The following is a 16,213-nucleotide window of genomic DNA, read 5'->3' on the forward strand; positions in this document are numbered from 1 at the left end:
CACGATGGCACTCGCCGGACGGCGCCGCCAGCGGATCGGCTCAAAACACCAGCGGCAGCAACGCTTGGCGCCGCTTCAGCACCGCGCCGTAGCGGGCGTCGAGGCGCAGCCACGAATCGGTGGCGGTCACGCGGACCACGTCGCCGTCGATCGACGAGTCGAACAACCCCATCCCGGACAGCGCGAACAGGCACCGCATCTGGACCTTGACCTCGAGGTCTCCCCCGGTGACGGTCAGCACCGCCTGGTCCATCAGCGAAGCCGGCGGCGTGCCGTGCGGACCGGCGTTGTCGCGGGCGAGCGCGACGCCGCGGTCAGCGAGCTCCGAGACGACGCCGACCGGCAGCTCGTCGACCTTCTGCCACCGGTCCGAGACCGGGAGCTCGGCATGCCACAGCAGGTCGCGCGCCGGACCCGGGTCCATCACCTCGCCGCCGGCGACGGCGAGCGCCGCGAGCAGCTCGTTGCCGGACACCGTGACGTCCGCCGGGGTCACCGTCCCGGCTACCGCACGGGTCGCGAGGACCTCGAACGGCGTGGCCGTCCACGCCTCGACGACGTCGTCGCCCCGGCGGCGCAGCCGGACGGCGGTCGTGCCGTCCAGCCGCACCGCGCGGGCGACGAACGCGCTGAGCGTCTCCCGGTCGTCCGGATCGGGAATCCGCAGCTCAGGCATCGGCCAGCACCCGCTTGAGGAATTCGGATTCCTCGTCGCTCAGCCGGCGGGGCCGGAGCCGGACCGTGTCGTACGGGGCGAGCACGGTCTCCGCGGTGACCGCGACCGGATCGGTCGCCTCCGGGCCGGTTCGCACGACGTACCCGAGCGTCACCGTTGCGGCCTTCAGCTCGGTGAGCGTGATCTCCACGCGCACCGAGCGGCCGGGCGCCGCGACGATCGGCGCGCGGTAATGCACCGCGAGCTTCACGACCACGACGCCCTTCGGCAGTTCGGTAAGGCCCGCGCGCTCGGCTTCGCCGAACAGCACGGGAACCCGGGCCTCTTCGAGCAGCGTCACCACGTTGGCGTGGTTGACGTGCCCGAACACGTCCATGTCCGACCATCGCGGCTGGACGTGGGAAACGAATGTCACCGCACCGTGCTCCGGATCTGGCGCGCGGCCACGGACAGCGTCGCGAGGTCGAGCCGCCCGGAACGGGTGATCTCGTCCAGCGCCACGCGCGCCCGCGAAAGCCGCGACGCGTTGGCCTTCTCCCATTGCGCGATCTGCTCGTCGACGGACAGGTCCTGGTCGCTGTGCCGCAGTGCGTCGAGCGCGATCGCGCGCAGGGAACCGTACACGTCGTCGCGCAGCGAGAGCCGGGCGAGGGCGTGCCAGCGGTTGCCGCGTTCCAGCGCGCTGATCTCGGTGAGCATCTTGTCGATGTCCAGGTGATCCGACAGCGCGTAGTACAGCTCGGCGGTGTCCGCCGGGGTGTGCGTCGCGTCGAGGCCGACCTGCTGCTCGGCCAGCTCCGCCACCTCGACCACGTCGAGCAGGCCGTAGCTGTGCAGCAGCAGCGCCACCCGGCGGGCGAGATCGGCGGGCACGCCCTGGTCGACCAGCGCGGCCGCGTCCTGCTCCACCGACTCCAGCTCGCGCCCGCGCAGCAGCTCGCCGAGCTTCGGGCCGAGTTCCGCGAGCACCGGGCCGAACCGGTTGATCTCGGCCAGCGGCGCGAGCGGCTGCGGACGGTTGGTGAGGAACCAGCGCGCGGCCCGGTCGAGCAGCCGCCGCGTCTCCAGCACCATCCCGTCCGCGACTTCGGTCGGCACCACGTTGTCCAGCGCGTCGATCTCGGCCCACAGCTTCGGCAGGTCGTAGACGTGCGTGACCACCGCGTACGCGCGCACCGCGTCGGTGGCCGTCGCGTTCATCTCCTCCATCAGGCGGTAGACGAACGAGATGCCGCCGCCGTCGACCAGCTCGTTGGTGATGAGCGTGGTGATGATCTGGCGGCGCAGCGGGTGCTGCGCGATCGCCGCGGCGAACCGCTCCCGCAGCGGGGCCGGGAAGTACTCCGGCAGCCTGCGGGTGAACACCTCGGACTCGGGCAGGTCGGAGTCCAGCAGCTCGTCCTTGAGGTCGAGCTTCACGTGCGCGAGCAGCGTCGCCAGCTCCGGCGAGGTCAGGCCCTCGCCCGCCTTCTCCAGCGCGCGGAACTGCGACGGGGTCGGCAGCGCCTCCAGCTTGCGGTCGAACGCGCCCTTCGCGACCAGCGCGGACACCTGCCGCGCGTGCACCGACACCATCGGCCCGGCGTGCGCCCGGCTGACGCCGAGCACCGCGTTCTGCCGGTAGTTGTCCGCGAGCACGAGCGAGCCGACCTCGTCGGTCATCTCGCCGAGCAGCTCGTTGCGCCGCGCGTGCTCCAGCTCGCCGCCCGCCACCAGGTGGTCCAGCAGGATCTTGATGTTGACCTCGTGGTCGGAGCAGTCGACGCCGGCCGAGTTGTCGAGCGCGTCGGTGTTGATCTTGCCGCCGGCGCGGGCGAATTCGATGCGGCCGAGCTGGGTCAGGCCCAGGTTGCCGCCCTCGCCGACGACCTTCACGCGCAGCTGGTTGCCGTTGACGCGGATCGCGTCGTTGGCCTTGTCGCCCGCCGCGGCCTGGCTTTCGCTCTCGGCCTTGACGTAGGTGCCGATGCCGCCGTTCCACAGCAGTTCGACCGGGGCCAGCAGGATCGCCTGGATCAGGTCCATCGGCGCGAGCTTGGTGACGCCCTCGTCGAGGCCGAGCGCCTCGCGGACCTGCGGGGTGATCGGGATGGTCTTGGCCGACCGCGGGTAGATCCCGCCGCCCTCGCTGATCAGCGAACGGTCGTAGTCGTCCCAGGAACTGCGCGGCAGGTCGAACAGCCGCCGCCGCTCCGCGTAGGACGACGCGGCGTCCGGGTTCGGGTCGAGGAAGACGTGCATGTGGTTGAACGCCGCGACCAGCCGGATGTGCTCGGACAGCAGCATCCCGTTGCCGAAGACGTCGCCCATCATGTCGCCGATGCCGACGACCGTGAAGTCCTCGGTCTGGGTGTCCTTGCCCAGCTCGCGGAAGTGCCGCTTCACGCTTTCCCACGCGCCCTTGGCGGTGATGCCCATGGCCTTGTGGTCGTAGCCGACCGAACCGCCGGAGGCGAACGCGTCGCCGAGCCAGAAGCCGTACTGCGCCGAGACTTCGTTGGCGATGTCGGAGAACTTCGCGGTGCCCTTGTCCGCCGCGACGACCAGGTAGCTGTCGTCGGCGTCGTGGCGCACCACGTCCGGCGCCGGCACAGTCTCGCCCTCGACGCGGTTGTCGGTGAGGTCCAGCAGGCCGGAAATGAACATCCGGTAGCAGGAGATGCCCTCGGCGAGCTGGGCGTCGCGGTCGACCCCGGCGTCGCCGGTGGGCCGCGGCGGGCGCTTCACCACGAAGCCGCCCTTCGCGCCGACCGGCACGATCACCGCGTTCTTCACCGCCTGCGCCTTGACCAGGCCGAGGATCTCGGTGCGGAAGTCCTCCTGCCGGTCCGACCAGCGCAGGCCGCCGCGGGCGACCTCGCCGAACCGCAGGTGCACGCCCTCGACGCGCGGCGAGTACACGAAGATCTCGTACTTCGGGTGCGGCTCGGGCAGCTCCGGCACGCCGCTCGGGTCGAGCTTGAGCGCCAGGTACGGCCGCGGGTTCCCGTCAGCGTCGCGCACGTGGTAGTTCGTGCGCAGGGTCGCGTTGATGACCGCGAGCATCCGGCGCAGGATCCGGTCCTCGTCGAGGCTCGTGACCTCGTCGACCATCGAGGAGATCTCGGCGGTCAGCGATTCCTCGTGCGTCTTCCGGTCCACATCGGACAGTTGCGGGTCGCAGCGGGTTTCGAAGAGCCGCACCAGTTTCGTCGCGACCTCGGTGTGCTTGACGACCGTGTTCTGGATGTAGGACTGGGAGAACGGGCTGCGCGCCTGCTGCAGGTAACGCGAGTAGGCCCGCAGCACCGCGGCCTGGCGCCAGGTGAGCCCGGCGCGCAGGACGAGCCCGTTGAGGCCGTCGACCTCGGCGTCGCCGCGCCACGCCGCGTGGAACGCGTCCTGGAACCGCTCGCGCACCTCGACCGCCGCCGCCTCGTCGGCTTCTTCGAGGCCCTTCTTGTCGACGCGCAAGCCGAAGTCGTAGATCCAGCTGGCCCCGCCGTCCTCGCGGAACAGCTCGTACGGCCGCTCGTCCACCACCTCGACGCCCATCGCCTGCAGCACCGGCAGCACCTTGGACAAGGTGACGCCTTCGCCGCGCAGGTAGAGCTTGAACCGCCGCTCGCCGGGTTCGGCGTCGGCGGGCAGGTAGAACGACAGCGCGAGGTCGCCCTCGTCCGCGAGGGTGTCGAGCTTGGCCAGGTCGGCCAGCGCGTCCTCGGCGGTGAAGTCTTCCTTGTACGCCTCGGGGAACACCGCGCCGAAGCGCTGGCCCCGGTCGACCGCGGACTCCTCGCCCATCATCCCGATCGGGCCGCCGTCGCCGACGCGCTCGCGGCGTTCGGCGATGATCGCCTCGACCAGCCGGTCGTCCCAGCTGCGCACGACGGTGTTCAGGCGTTCCTGGATCCGCAGCGTGTCCGGCTCGAGGGCGTTCGACGGGTCGGTGTGCACCATGAAGTGCACCTGCGCCAGCAGCGTTTCGCCGACGCGCGCGCTGTACTCCAGCTGCGTGCCTTCGAGTTCTTCCAGCAGCACTTCCTGCATCGCCAGCCGCGAGCGCGTGGTGTAGCGGTCGCGCGGGAGGTAGACGAGGCAGGAGTAGAAGCGGCCGTACGGGTCGCGGCGCAGGAACAGCCGCAGCCGGCGGCGGTCGGACAGGGTGATCGCGCCGGTGGTGGTGTAGAAGAGCGAATCGGTGTCCGCGGAGAACAGGTCCGCGCGCGGCCAGTTCTGCAGGACCTCCAGCATCCGCTGGCCGGAGAACGACTCCATCGGGAACCCGGCGCGGTGGATCACCTCGCGCACGCGCTGGCCGACCACCGGGATGTCGAGCACGTTCTCGTGCAGCGCGGTGGTGGTGAACATGCCGAGGAAGCGGTGCTCGCCGGAGACCTTGCCGTTCTCGTCGAACGTCTTCACGCCGACGTAATACGGATAAACCGGACGGTGCACCGTGCTCGGCGCGCTGGCCTGGGTGAGCACGAGCAGCGACGGCGCGAGCGCGTCGACCGAGCTGTCCGGGCCCGCGGTGAGGCTGCGCGCGGCGAGGCTGTCCTGGCGCAGGACGCCCAGCCCGGACGCGAGAACAGCGCGCAGGGCGGGCTCGTCGCTGTCCGGCTGCGGGCTGTCGACCAGCTCGTACTTGCGGTAGCCGAGGAAGGTGAAGTGGCCGTCGGCGAGCCAGCGCAGCAGGCGCGCGCCCTCGGTGACCTCGTCGTCGCTGGGCAGCTTCGGCGGGTGCTGCTCCAGCGTTTCCGCGAGCGAGCAGGCCGTCTGCGCCATCTTCTCGGCGTCCTCGACGACCTCGCGCACGTCGCCGAGCACCGACGTCAGCCGGTTGTCCAGCTCGCGCGCCCGCTGCGGGTCGGTGACGAGGTCGATCTCCACCAGCATCCACGATTCCGCGGACGCGCCAGCCGGCGGATCGGCCGGGTCGGCGTCGAGGTGCAGGCCCTCCAGCTCGCCGGTCAGGCCGCGGCTCACCACGACGATCGGGTGCACGATGCGCTGCACCTGCACGCCGTCGCGGGCGAACTCCGCGGTGACGCTGTCCACGAGGTAGGGCATGTCGTCGGTGACGACCTGCACGACGGTCGCGTCGCGCGTCCAGCCGTCCTCGGCGGTGGTCGGGTTCAGCAGCCGGACCGCCGGGCGCCCGGGCATGCGCTGCTTCGCCAGCTGCAGGTGCGACCGCACCGCGCCGACGAGCGCTACCGGATCGTCGCCGACGATCTCGTCGGCCGGGATGTGCCGGTAGTACAAGCGGATCAGGTCCGCGATCTCCGGCGCCTGCGCCGCGGCGGTGTCGATCAGCTCGTCCCGGATCTGCTCCGGGCTGGCTGTGCGGCGGGCGGCGCCGGCTTCGGTGCCGACATCGGGCGGGGACGAGACTCCCGTCGAGCTCATTGAGCAACTCTCCAGTGTGCGAGACCGAGATGCGTCCGTCACCACAACGTGCCGGACATCCCTCACCCTAATCCGCCCTCGAGCGCCCCTGTGCTCGGCGGGGAAAGACTTAAGGTTCGTTTCCGGGGTCCGCCGCGGCGCGCTCCGGCGGGATCGGTTCAGCTACCGACGGGTTCGGCCCGGGCGGTTTTCGGCAAAAGTCTTGGCACGAGGCCGGAGCGGGGGTTTTCCCGGCGCGGCGGCTGCTTCGGGATCGGTTCAGCTCCCGTATCGCCCGCGGCGAGAACGGAAAAGGTTGCCTCCGACGCGTGCGAGAATTCCCACCCGGACGGGCTAATTCTTCCGTTGCGGAGGACGGAGCGGGCGCGCTGGGAAGAGCAACCGCAGGGGTGTTCGCGGGGCACGGGGCCGGGTGGGTTGTGCCGCACGGTCTTGGGCCGCGACGGGCCAGCGATGAGGAAAGCGCTTGGCGCAGCGCGAAAACGCGATGAGCCGCCGGAGCTCCGAAACCGCCGATTCGCCTGTAGCGCTGGCCGCGTGGCAGCCTCCGGCAAAAGGTCCGTGAAGGACTCCTCGAGGGAATCTGATTCCCTCGAGGAGCCCTTCACGGACTTCTCGACGCCGAAGCCTCGTCCGTGTCGATGCGCGATCCCCTGCGCCACCGCGCAATCTGCCCGGCCGAGCCAGCACTTCCCCTGCGGCGCAAGGACTTTCCGACGCGAAAGTCAGTCGCCGTTGTTGCGGCGCCGGTCCGCGGTCGCGCGGCCGTTGATCGGCTTCGGCTCGTCGTTCGGGCCGAGGCGCTTCACCAGCGCGGCCGCGCTCGCGGTGCCTGCCTGGTGTTCGGCGAGAGCGCGCGCGAGCAAGTCCGCGAGACCGGCGTCCGGCGGCGGTTCGTCCTCCGCGATGGCTCGCGCGTAGCCTTCGGGGAACGGCTGCTCCGACGGCGTCCACGCGTCGATGTCCGACAGCGGGTCCAGCGCGGGCGGCATCCGCAACCGCGGCAGCCAGGGCTCTTCGACCGGCTCCGGTTCCTCCGGCCGCGGCGCGGGGGCCAGCTCGGGTTCGTCCTTCGCCGACGCCGTTTCCCGTTCCGCCGCAGCGGATTCGGAACGCCCGGCCTCGTCGGCCCGGCGCCGTCCGCCGCCTCCGCCGGTCGCGGTGATGCCCAGCCGGTCCAGCACGGACTTCGCGGCGACCGAGCCGTGTTCGGCGTCGTGCCGGGTCTTGCGTCCGCGCGCGTCGCGGCGGGCCGCCTCCTCCCGCGCCCACTCGGCGCTTTCCCACAACGGCGCCGCGGCCTCGTCCGCGGGAGCCGGGGCGAGCGGCAACTCGGGCAGGATGTCCGACAGATCCGGCATCCGCAGCGAGAACCGCGGGGCCTCCTCGGCCGGAGCTTCTTCCTTGGCTTCCTGGGCGCGACGGGGCACCTCGTCCGCCGCCCGCGTCTCCTCGGCTGCTTTCTCTTCCCGGCCGGCCGCCGACGGCTGCCCCGGCCAGCGAGCCGACGTGTCCGATGCCTTCTCCGCCTGACGGCTCGGCGCGGTCTCCGCGACGGGATCCGCCGTGTTCTTCGCCGTGCCCGCCCGCCGGGCCGACACGTCCTCCGGGGCCGCACGTCGCGCTCCCGTGCTTTCGGCGACCTGAGCCGCCTCCGGCTGCCGAGCCGACGCGCTCTCCGCGACCGGGGCCGGACGATCCGGCTCAGCCCGCGCAGCCTCCGCGGCCGCCCGTTTCCGGGGAGCTGGCGCTTCGGCGCTCTTGCGCGCGAACGGCCGCGCCCATCCCGGCAGCACCGGCGCCTTGCGGTCCTCCGCCCGCCGCCGTCCGCCGGTCCGCGGAGCCTCCTCGGCCGCCTCCTGGATCGCCGGAAGCACCGAGGTCTGCTCGACCTCCGTCTCCGCCGCGGCCCGGCGGAACGACCACGCCGGCTTCTTGTCCGCCGCCTCGGCCCAGGCCGAAGCCGAAACCGGCGCCGCGGGCACCTCGACCCGCGCCGGAACGGACGGCAGCGGAGCCGCGACCGGGTCCGGCCGCTCGGCGGGCACGTCGCGGATCGCCGGCATGACCGAGGTCTCCTCGGCCGCGACCCGCGGCTCGACCTCCATCGACACCGGGCGTCCGTCGCGCGGGGCGGACGCGGCGAGGACGTCGTCGAGGTCCATCGACGCGACCGAATCGCCGCCCAGCTCGCCCGCGATCAGCCCGCAGGCCTGGCGCCGGGCCCGCGCGTGCACGTGTTCGGCGGCCCGCGCCCGGTGCAGGCAGCCGATGGCCTCTTCCGCGCTGCCGAACCGCTCCTCGATCTGCGCCAGCTCCAGCCACAACCGCGCGGTGACCGAGGCGAGCCCGTGCCGGTCGGTGGCCGCGACGGCCTCCCGCACCAGCTCGGCGGCGGCGTCCCCGGCCCCGGCCGGCAAGTGAATGCGCGTCGCGACCGCCAGCCGCAGCCACGCCGCGGGCGCGATTCCCGCGGCCCGCACCGGTTCCCGCAGCATCGGTTCGGCGATGTCGTGAGCCATGTCCGCGTCGCCGCGGTCGAGCAGCGTGCTCACCAGCTGCAGCACGAGCCGGATCCGGACGAGACCGCCGTCGTCGCCGGGACGGTCCATCTTCTCCAGGAACCCGAGCCCGGTCCGCGCGGCGTCCGCGGCCGCGGTGAGGTCGCCGTGCCGACGCCGGTGCGCCGCAGTTCCGTTGCGCAGCAACGCCCGCATCAGCAGCCGGTCGTCCGCGTCGAGCGAATCGTCGGCCACCAGCAGCCGGTCCGCCCCGACGAGCACCCGGTCGAGCTCCGCCTTCCGGCCGAACGGGGCGAGGCATCCGACGAGGTGGCACAACGCCTCCGCGCGCAGCGACGGCGGCACGTCCTCGGACAGCACCGGCCGCAGCGCGGCCAGCCCCATCAGCGGAACGCCGAGGCTGCGCGCGCAAATCGCGAGGTCGACGCGCAGCCGCGCCGCCGTGGTCGCGTATCCGGCGTGTTCGGCCGCGCGCAACGCCGCGACCGCGCGGCCGACCGTCGAGGTCCGCGCGCCGGTGCGCACGCGCGCGGACACCACGAGCGCTTCGGCCCGGATCCAGTGCCCGTCCGCGCCCGCCGCCTCCGCGAGCGCGGCCGAGCGTTCGCCGAGGACCAGCGACAGCTCGGGCGCCCGGAAGCGCAGCGATTCCGCCCGGTCGATGAGCCGGCCGAGGTCGGCGAGGGTCCCGCCACTGGCAACGGCGGGCCGCCCGTCCGCGGTCGCGGACGGGCTGGGCCGGTTGTGCCTGCTGCTTTCCACTCGGGACCCCCCGCGCCGGTCAGTCGCGCTTCAGCTTGCGGTGGGTGACCCGGTGCGGACGCGCCGCTTCGGCGCCGAGGCGCTCGACCTTGTTCTTCTCGTAGCCCTCGAAGTTGCCCTCGAACCAGAACCACTTCGCCGGGTCCTCCTCGGTGCCCTCCCAGGCGAGGATGTGCGTCGCGACCCGGTCGAGGAACCACCGGTCGTGGGAGATCACCACGGCGCAGCCGGGGAACTGCTCGAGCGCGTTCTCCAGCGAGCCCAGCGTTTCGACGTCCAGGTCGTTCGTCGGCTCGTCCAGCAGGATCAGGTTCCCGCCCTCTTTGAGCGTCAGCGCGAGGTTGAGCCGGTTGCGCTCGCCGCCGGACAGCACGCCGGCCGGCTTCTGCTGGTCCGGGCCCTTGAAGCCGAACGCGCTCACGTAGGCGCGCGAGGGCATTTCGGTCTGCCCGACGTGGATGTAGTCGAGCTTGTCGGACACGACCTCCCACACGGTCTTCTTCGGGTCGATCCCGCCGCGGGTCTGGTCCACATAGGACAGTTTGACCGTCTCGCCGATCTTGACCGTGCCCGCGTCCGGCTCCTCGAGCCCGACGATGGTCTTGAACAGCGTCGTCTTGCCGACGCCGTTCGGCCCGATCACGCCGACGATGCCGTTGCGCGGCAGGTTGAACGAGAGCCCGTCGATGAGCACCCGGTCGTCGAAGCCCTTGCGCAGCTTCTCGACCTCGACCACGACGCTGCCCAGGCGGGGGCCCGGCGGGATCTGGATCTCCTCGAAGTCGAGCTTGCGGTGCTTGTCCGCCTCCGCGGCCATCTCCTCGTAGCGGTCGAGCCGCGAACGGGACTTGGTCTGGCGCGCCTTGGCGTTGGACCGCACCCATTCCAGCTCGCTCTTGAGCCGCTTGGCCAGCTTGGCGTCCTTCTTGCCCTGGACCTCGAGCCGCTCGCGCTTCTTCTCCAGGTAGGTGGAGTAGTTGCCCTCGTAGCCGACGACCCGGCCGCGGTCGAGCTCCATGATCCACTCGGCGACGTTGTCCAGGAAGTACCGGTCGTGGGTCACGGCCAGCACGGCGCCCTTGTAGGTGGCGAGGAACTGCTCCAGCCACAGCACGCTTTCGGCGTCCAGGTGGTTGGTGGGCTCGTCGAGCAGCAGCAGGTCGGGCGCGGACAGCAGCAGCTTGCACAGCGCCACGCGGCGGCGCTCGCCGCCCGAGAGGTGGGTGACCGGCTCGTCCGGCGGCGGGCAGCGCAGCGCGTCCATGGCCTGCTCGACGGTCGAGTCGAGCTCCCAGGCGTCGGCGTGGTCCAGTTCCTCCTGGAGCTGGCCCATCTCCTCCATCAGCTCGTCGCTGTAGTCGGTCGCCATCTGCTCGGCGATCTCGTTGTAGCGGTCGAGCTTCTTCTTGGTGTCGCCGAGCCCCTCCTCGACGTTCTGCCGGACCGTCTTGGTCTCGTCCAGCTCCGGCTCCTGCATGAGGATGCCGACGCTCGCGCCCGGCTGGAGGAAGGCCTCGCCGTTGCTGGCCTGCTCGATCCCCGCCATGATCTTGAGAACGGTCGACTTGCCGGCGCCGTTCGGGCCCACGACGCCGATCTTGGCTCCGGGGTAGAACGCGGTGCTCACGTCGTCGAGGATGACCTTGTCCCCGACGGTCTTGCGCACCTTCTTCATGGTGTAGATGAACTCGGCCATGACAGCGATCGTAGAGTGGCTCCTCCGGCGGCCTGACGGCGGTCACCACCGCACTACCCAGGGTCAAGTCGAGGTCACGCGGACGACATCGTTTCCGGCGCGCTATTCCGCCCGTTTGCCCTCGGCGAGGTTCTTCAGCATCGCGTTGTAGGCGGCGAGTTCCTCGCCCCCGGTGCTCTCCTCGCGCCGGTCCCGCCGCTTCGCCTCGCGCTCGTCCTGGCGGGCCCACTGCACGAGCAGCGCGATCAGCACGAGCAGCACCGGCACCTCGCCCGAGGCCCACGCGATGCCGCCGCCGAGCCGCTGGTCGGTCAGCAGGTCGCCGACCCACGGCAGCTTCAGCGACGTGTAGAACTCGCGGCCGATGACGGTCTGCATGTTCATCAGGATCACGCCGAAGAACGCGTGGAACGGCATGGCCCCGAACATCATCCCGAGCTTGCCGACCGGCGGCAGCCGCCGCGGCGCGGGGTCGACGCCGATCACCGGCCAGTAGAAGACGTAGCCGACGAGCAGGAAGTGCGCGTTCATCGCCAGGTGCGCCCAGTGGTAGTTGAGCGCGTTGTCGAACAGGCCGGAGAAGTACAGCGCGTAGAACGATCCGACGAACAGCAGCAGCGCGACGATCGGGTTCGTCAGGAACCGCGACACCGGCGAGTGCACGGCCGCCAGCAGCCATTCGCGCGGTCCCGGAGGCGCTTCGCGGCCGGCGGGCGGGAGCGCGCGCAGGGCGAGCGTGACCGGGCCGCCGAGCACCAGCAGGACCGGCGCGACCATGGACAGGAGCATGTGGTTGCCCATGTGCACGCTGAACATCGCGGGCGCGTACCGGCCGATGCCCGACGACGTGGCCAGCAGGATCACCAGGCAGCCGGCCAGCCACGACACGGTCCGGCCGACCGGCCACGCGTCGCCGCGCTTGCGCAGCCGGCGCACGCCGAGCAGGTACAGGCCGGCGAGAACGATCGCGAGCGTGCCGTAGATCAGGTCGAAACGCCAGTCGGTGAGCAGCCGCCAGAACGTCGGCGGGCCCTGCAGGTCGTAGCCGATGAGGAGTTCGACGGTGCCCGGCTGGGTGACCGCGTCCGCCGGCGGCGGCGTGCGGGCGAGGCCGGACGCGATGCCGATGGTGACGAACATGATCAGCACTTCGACGGCGGCGAGCCGAAGCAGCTGGCCGCCGCCCTTGCCGTCCACGAGGTTCGCGACGCCGCGGCTGCGCTGCTGCTGGCCGAAGACGCCGAGCAGCAGCAGCGCGACGATCTTGGCGACGACGAGCAGGCCGTAGTCGGTGGTGAAGAGGTCGCCGAGGTTGATCCGGACGAGCGCGTTGACGACGCCGGACACCGCCATCACGACCCAGCAGACCAGGGCGAGCTTGGAAAACCGCTGCGCGGCGAGGCTCAGGTGCTTGCCGCGCCGCCAGCCGAGCGCGAGCACGGCCAGCAGGCCGCCGACCCACAGCGCGGCCGCGACGAGGTGGTAGAGCAGGCTGTTGGTGGCCAGGTCGTGCGAACCGCCGCTGGCCGAGTGCCCGGTGACCGCGACCGGGACGAGCCCGGCGACGGACAGGAAGAACAGCACCGCCGTCCAGCCCCAGCTGAGCACCAGGCGGCAGCCGAGGGCGAGCAGGAGCGCGACCAGCGCCGTCCACAGCCACGCCTTGGGCTGTTCGATCGCGCCGACGAGGCTGAGCAGGGTGTCCGGGGAAAGGACGTCGCCGAACGGCTTGCCCGCGCTGTCCGCGGCGGTGAACGCGACGGACAGGATCGAGGCGGCGAACCACGCCCACGCGGCGATCCCGGCGGTGCGGACCGCGGCGTACCCCTCGGGCGCGAGCGTGCCGGATTTCTGCGGCGGCACGAGGAAAGCGGCCAGCAGCAAGGCGCCGACGCACACGACCGACGCGGCCTCGGCGAGCACGCGGACCACCGTGACGCCGTACCGCGTGACGAGCCCGGGGTCCGGCAGACCGGCGATGACGTAACCCGCGCCGCCGGTGAGCGCGACGAGCCCGACCGCGACGACCGCGCCGAGCACGACCCCGACCGAAAGCAGCGGGAGCACGCTCGTCTTGCGGCCGCGGTTCGGGGCGGGTTTTGTCACAGGTTCCGAGCTCACAGTACGAGACTAGGCCGGTCTCGCGCGCTGGGGCACAGCGGGCGGGCCGCTAGCCGGGTTTCGCTCGCTTGCGGTGTTTGTGCTGGTCGAACCGGGTCTCCGGGCGGAATCCGGGGCACGGCAAGGCTTTCCTCTATGCTCCGCCGATGACCAGCAGCCGTCGCCGCCGCCCGACGCTGGACGACGTCGCGGAGGCGGTCGGGGTGTCGCGCGCCACTGTGTCGAACGCCTACAACCGGCCTGACCAGCTGTCGGCGCGGTTGCGGGAGGAGATTCTGCGCGCGGCGAGTGAACTCGGTTACCCCGGCCCGAACCCGACCGCCCGCAGCCTCGCCACGAGCCGCACCGGCGCGATCGCTTTCCTGCTCGATTCGTCGCTGTCGGCGGCGTTCTCCGACCCGGCGCTGTCGATCACGCTGGACGCGCTCGCGAAAACCGTGGAACCCACCGGCAACGCGCTGCTGCTGTTGCCCGGCCGCGAAGCCGAGGAAGGCCCGCCGGCAGCGCGAGTCCTGGCCGCGCAAGCGGATATCGCCGTGGCGTACTCCCTCGCCGACGGCACGCCCGCGCTGGAAGCCGTGCGGACCCGGGGGTTGCCCCTGGTGGTCATCGACCAACCCCCGCTCCCGGAAACGGCCCGCGTTGGCTGCGACGACCGCGGCGGCGCTTCATTGGCCGCCCGTCATTTGGTGGAGCTAGGCCATCGGCGCTTCGGAATCCTGGCCGCCCCCCGTCTTTCCGGCACTTTCTCCAGCGCCTTCCACGGCACCCGCGAACGCCTCGCCGGATACCTGGACACGCTGGCCGCCGCCGGGATCAGCGACATCACCATCACCGAAGCCCCGTGGCTCTCCGCCTCGACCGCCCGCGCCGCCGCGACGGACCTGCTCACCGCCTCGGTGCGCCCGACGGCGCTGTTGTGCATGTCCGACCAGCTGGCCTTCGCCGCGATCGCCGCCGCCCACCGGCTGGGCCTGCGCGTGCCCGGCGACGTCTCGATCGTGGGCTTCGACGACACCCCGCAGGCCGCGTGGTCTGAACCACCCCTCACGACCGTGCGCCAGGACCTGGCAGGCAAGGGCCGCGTCGCCGGCGAACTGGTGATGGACCTGCTGGCCGGCGAGCCGGCCCCGCCCCCGGTGGAACTCCCGGTGTCGCTGGCCGTCCGGGAAAGCACGGCGGCGATTTAGCAAGACCGTTCGCCGATCTGTGGACAACCAGGTCTCTTCCGGGTGAAGGGAAACTACTTGTCCACAGACGTAGGAATGCGGGCAGACAAATCGCCCGGAACCCGCCAAGGTGGAGACACACCCGGTTTCCCGGGATTCCGCCGGCCGCTTCGCCGGCGCCGCTTCGATTGAGGGGGAGTTCCCACGATGTTCCGCCGCCTGCTGCCGTCCCTTCCGTTCCCCGGCCGCCGTTCCCGGCCCGCCGCCCTGCCCGCCGTGCTGCTGCTGGTCACCGCGGGTCTCCTCACCAGCTCCGGTCTGGCCCAAGCCGCGCCGGCCGCGGACCCCGGCCCCGCCTGCGACGCCGGCGAGTTCTGCCTGTGGGACACCGAAACGTATTCCGGCAATGTCCAGAGTTATGACCTGCGCACGGCAAATCCGGGTGATTGCATTCCCCTGCCCGAGGGATTCCAAGGCCATTCCTTCGTCAACCGGATGACCCGCGACGTCACGATCTACCAAGGAGCGGACTGTTCCACGGAGGGCGATTTCATCACCTACCCGGGCGGTGGCACGTACGTGCCGCAGTCGCCGTTCGCGGTGCGTGCCCTGAAGGTGTGGGAATAGCCCCGCCCCAGAGCCGGGCCAGGCGAACGGGGCAGCTCCAGGCCGAGTCGACTCGCCGCCCCAGTGCGCCGGCCCGGGGCCGCACCCCCGAGCGGCCCCCAGGCCCGTGGGCGCGCAGCCCGGAACCCCCGCGCCCACGGGCCCCTGGTCCCTCGCCCTCCCGCTCCCGGCCCCCGACCCGGGAGCGGGAGGCGAGGCTCCGGGTCGCTGCGACGTCGGGAGACACCTCCTGACGTCAGCTCCGTCGGAGGGCCGCCCTTCCGGTTCAGCTCCGTCGGAGGCACGCCCTGCCAGTTCAGCTCCGTCGGAGGCCCGCCCTGCCGATTCAGCTCCGCCGGAGGCCCGCCCTGCCAGTTCAGCTCCGCCGGAGGCACGCCCTGCCGATTCCTGCCGTACGACCGCTGCACGCTCCGCGCGCGAGACGTCCACTGCTCGACCTGCCCACACCGCCACCCCGCCCAGTCGCCCGGACCAGACCGCCTTATCGCTTGCCCAGACCACGCCGCCACCCGATGAGTCGCCCGGGCCAGACCGGGGCCTCGTCGCTTGCCCAGACCGCACCGCCCGCCTTCCCTCCTGGACGTGCGCCAGACCACGCCGTCCGCCTCAGGGCCCCGGCCACACCATCCGGTGCCACCGACCGGGTGCGCCGACGCCTCGACGTCTCACGACCTGGCCGCAACCGCCGAATCGCCCAATCGCCCTGTCCCAGCCCAGACGTCCTACATCACAAGATCGCCACATTCTGTTCCCCGTCCCGTCCGCTCCCCCACCAGGAGTTTCAGGTGTCCAACCTGCACAAACCGCCACCGGCCCACCGCACCGGGCAGCTCCCCCGCGCGGTGCGTACCGGAACCGTCGCGCGCTGTGGCATTCCTCCCCCGGATACCCCCAAATCCGACGAACGGAAGCTGAAACGATTCGACGGTGTCGAACGATCGAGAGATTGGCGATGACTAAGCTGCTCATGCTGGAGGTCAGCAGCTGTCAGCCACCCGGGCCCTCGTAGCTCAGCTGGATAGAGCAAGAGCCTTCTAATCTCTAGGTCGCAGGTTCGAGTCCTGCCGGGGGCACCACCAGGGGAAACGCTGTGCGAGTCACCAGCACAGCGTTTCTCCAGCGAGAGATTTCGCCTCCCCGGCAGCGGGACGCTTCCAGCCCGAACCGGCTCGCGCGCAGGCCGCCATCCCAGCGACAAGTCCTTCACGGCCCGCCACCTCTCTCCCCCGACCGGGCCGAAACACACCTG

8 protein-coding genes and 1 tRNA gene are annotated in these 16,213 nt (G+C 71.5%); 3 read left to right on the forward strand and 6 right to left on the reverse strand.

Features of this window, described 5'->3' with window-relative positions; genetic code table 11:
• Positions 1 to 40: 40 nt before the first annotated feature.
• The 6 genes from L942_RS08520 to L942_RS08545 form a co-directional block, all read right to left on the reverse strand.
• Positions 41 to 676 (reverse strand): hypothetical protein, encoded by a 636-nt coding sequence (locus tag L942_RS08520; protein ID WP_037357245.1) that lies wholly within the window; start codon positions 674 to 676, stop codon positions 41 to 43.
• Positions 669 to 1,091, reverse strand: coding sequence for an acyl-CoA thioesterase (locus L942_RS08525; RefSeq protein WP_037357247.1), 423 nt, complete (start codon positions 1,089 to 1,091; stop codon positions 669 to 671). The genes L942_RS08520 and L942_RS08525 overlap by 8 nt, the downstream gene beginning before the upstream one ends.
• Positions 1,088 to 6,067 (reverse strand): NAD-glutamate dehydrogenase, encoded by a 4,980-nt coding sequence (locus tag L942_RS08530; RefSeq protein ID WP_037357249.1) that lies wholly within the window; start codon positions 6,065 to 6,067, stop codon positions 1,088 to 1,090. Before L942_RS08530 ends, L942_RS08525 begins: the two co-directional genes overlap by 4 nt.
• A gap of 725 nt (positions 6,068 to 6,792) precedes the next feature.
• A complete protein-coding gene (locus L942_RS08535; protein WP_037357251.1) occupies positions 6,793 to 9,351 on the reverse strand; it encodes a hypothetical protein in 2,559 nt (852 codons plus the stop codon).
• 19 nt (positions 9,352 to 9,370) lie between these two features.
• The gene (gene ettA, locus L942_RS08540) at positions 9,371 to 11,047 is read right to left on the reverse strand and encodes an energy-dependent translational throttle protein EttA (protein ID WP_037357253.1); all 1,677 of its coding nucleotides are present in this window, start codon (positions 11,045 to 11,047) and stop codon (positions 9,371 to 9,373) included.
• A 102-nt stretch (positions 11,048 to 11,149) separates the two neighbouring features.
• Complete coding sequence (locus tag L942_RS08545) at positions 11,150 to 13,168, reverse strand: cytochrome c oxidase assembly protein (protein ID WP_051165798.1); 2,019 nt, start codon at positions 13,166 to 13,168, stop codon at positions 11,150 to 11,152.
• A gap of 146 nt (positions 13,169 to 13,314) precedes the next feature.
• Between L942_RS08545 and L942_RS08550 the strand changes: the two genes are divergently transcribed.
• The 3 genes from L942_RS08550 (at position 13,315) to L942_RS08560 (ending at position 16,040) form a co-directional block, all read left to right on the forward strand.
• The gene (locus tag L942_RS08550) at positions 13,315 to 14,358 is read left to right on the forward strand and encodes a LacI family DNA-binding transcriptional regulator (protein ID WP_037357257.1); all 1,044 of its coding nucleotides are present in this window, start codon (positions 13,315 to 13,317) and stop codon (positions 14,356 to 14,358) included.
• A 186-nt stretch (positions 14,359 to 14,544) separates the two neighbouring features.
• Positions 14,545 to 14,964, forward strand: a complete 420-nt coding sequence (locus L942_RS08555; RefSeq protein WP_051165799.1) for a peptidase inhibitor family I36 protein — start codon at positions 14,545 to 14,547, stop codon at positions 14,962 to 14,964.
• Between the two features lie 999 nt (positions 14,965 to 15,963).
• A tRNA-Arg gene (locus L942_RS08560) sits at positions 15,964 to 16,040 on the forward strand.
• Positions 16,041 to 16,213: the final 173 nt, after the last annotated feature.

This window comes from Amycolatopsis orientalis DSM 43388, assembly GCF_000411975.1.
Lineage (GTDB): Bacteria > Actinomycetota > Actinomycetes > Mycobacteriales > Pseudonocardiaceae > Amycolatopsis > Amycolatopsis orientalis_D.